The organism is Nocardia sp. NPDC006982, from assembly GCF_042869435.1.
In the GTDB taxonomy this organism is placed as follows: domain Bacteria; phylum Actinomycetota; class Actinomycetes; order Mycobacteriales; family Mycobacteriaceae; genus Nocardia.
Genome location: NZ_JBIAFV010000091.1, coordinates 1 through 1,289, shown reverse-complemented (window position 1 = coordinate 1,289; position 1,289 = coordinate 1). Strand labels below are relative to the sequence as shown.

Genomic DNA, 1,289 nt, shown 5'->3' with positions numbered 1-1,289 from the left:
TGGGGTTCCCCCGAAAAAGTGGACAGCGTTAGCTTGCTTCGGGGGTAGCTTTGAGGGACTGCTCGTAGTCGATCGGTGAGCGCATCCCGATCGCCGAGTGTCGCCGCCGATGGTTGTAGAAGTGCATCCAATTGTCAACTGCAGCAACCAATTCCGCCTTGGCGGCGTAGGTGTGCCGGTAGTAGCACTCGTGCTTGAAACTCGACCACAGCGATTCCGCGCCGGCGTTGTCCCAGCAAATCCCGGTGGCTCCTGCCGAGCGGAGCAAGCCGTGGCGGGCGCAGGCTTCGGCGGTCACGGCAGCGGTGTATTGGCCCTGTCCGAGTGCAGAATCGTGCCCCGGCAGCGGCCACCACGCACGAACACGGCCCGGTCCACGGCGTGCACGACCAACTCGGCGCGCATATGGTCGGCGACTGCCCAACCCAGTACGCGCCGGGAATGTTCGTCGCGGATCGCGCATAGGAACATATCGCCCTCACCGCAGCTCAGGTAGGTGATATCCGAGGACCAGACCAGGTCGGTCCGGCCACGGTCGAAGCGACGCCCGACCAGATCCGGCGGGAACGATGCTGCTGGATCGGCGATGGTGGTGGTCTTGAACGAGCGTGGGCTGATGCCCTCGATCCCGAGATCGGCCATGATCGCGGCCACGGTGTTCTTCGATACCTGTTCGCCCTCGGCGAGCAGGTCGGTGGTGATCCGGGGCGATCCGTAGGTGCCGTCGGAGGCACGGTGGTGGGCAAGGATTTTCACCTCCAGATCCCGGCGCCGCTGCAGCCGCGCCGACGGCTCCGTGCTGGCACGGACCTCCAGGAACCGGTAGTAGCCGGAGGTCGAGACGCCGAGCAGTTCGGCCATCCGGGTCACATCGTGGTCGGCGCACTCTGCTGCCATGAGCTCGAACCTGCTCACTTTGGATGCCGTGCCGCAAAGTACGCCGAGGCTTTTTCCAGGAACGCAATGTCCTTGGCCTGCTCGGCGACCTTCGCCCGCAGCCGCACCAATTCCGCGCGCTCATCGGCTGAAAGTGGCTGGCCACCACCGTCATCGCGAGCCCGGCCACCGGTCTGGCCAGCCGCGGCAATACGGCGGCGTTCTTCTCGCACCCACTTGTGCAGCAGGTTCTCGTGCACGTCCAGCTCACGGGCGATCTCGCGCACCGGTCGGCCGGAATCGATCACTCGATGCGCCGCTTCCACCCGATACTCAGGCGAATACGATCGACGCGGACGACCCATGGTGAACATCCTTCCAGGGACCATTGGTCCCGCTATCTCAGATGTCCA

Annotated in this window: 3 protein-coding genes; all 3 read right to left on the bottom strand. The window is 64.7% G+C overall.

Annotated features, from left to right (window positions below; all coding sequences use genetic code 11):
- Positions 1–28: 28 nt before the first annotated feature.
- The 3 genes from ACFYOW_RS49645 to ACFYOW_RS49635 are packed head-to-tail and all read right to left on the bottom strand — an operon-like array spanning position 29 to position 1,241.
- On the bottom strand, positions 29–298 hold the full coding sequence (locus tag ACFYOW_RS49645; protein WP_387299189.1) for an integrase core domain-containing protein: 270 nt from the start codon (positions 296–298) through the stop codon (positions 29–31).
- The gene (locus tag ACFYOW_RS49640) at positions 295–897 is read right to left on the bottom strand and encodes an IS3 family transposase (RefSeq protein ID WP_387299187.1); all 603 of its coding nucleotides are present in this window, start codon (positions 895–897) and stop codon (positions 295–297) included. Before ACFYOW_RS49640 ends, ACFYOW_RS49645 begins: the two co-directional genes overlap by 4 nt.
- Positions 898–911: 14 nt before the next feature.
- Positions 912–1,241 carry a transposase gene (locus tag ACFYOW_RS49635; protein WP_387299185.1) on the bottom strand — a complete coding sequence of 110 codons (330 nt, stop codon included), beginning with the start codon at positions 1,239–1,241 and terminating at the stop codon, positions 912–914.
- Positions 1,242–1,289: the final 48 nt, after the last annotated feature.

What these genes read in the sequence shown, in the direction of transcription:
- ACFYOW_RS49635 (WP_387299185.1), bottom strand. Translation starts at nt 1,241, where the DNA reads ATGGGTCGTCCGCGTCGATCGTATTCGCCTGAGTATCGGGTGGAAGCG.
- ACFYOW_RS49640 (WP_387299187.1), bottom strand. Translation starts at nt 897, where the DNA reads ATGGCAGCAGAGTGCGCCGACCACGATGTGACCCGGATGGCCGAACTG.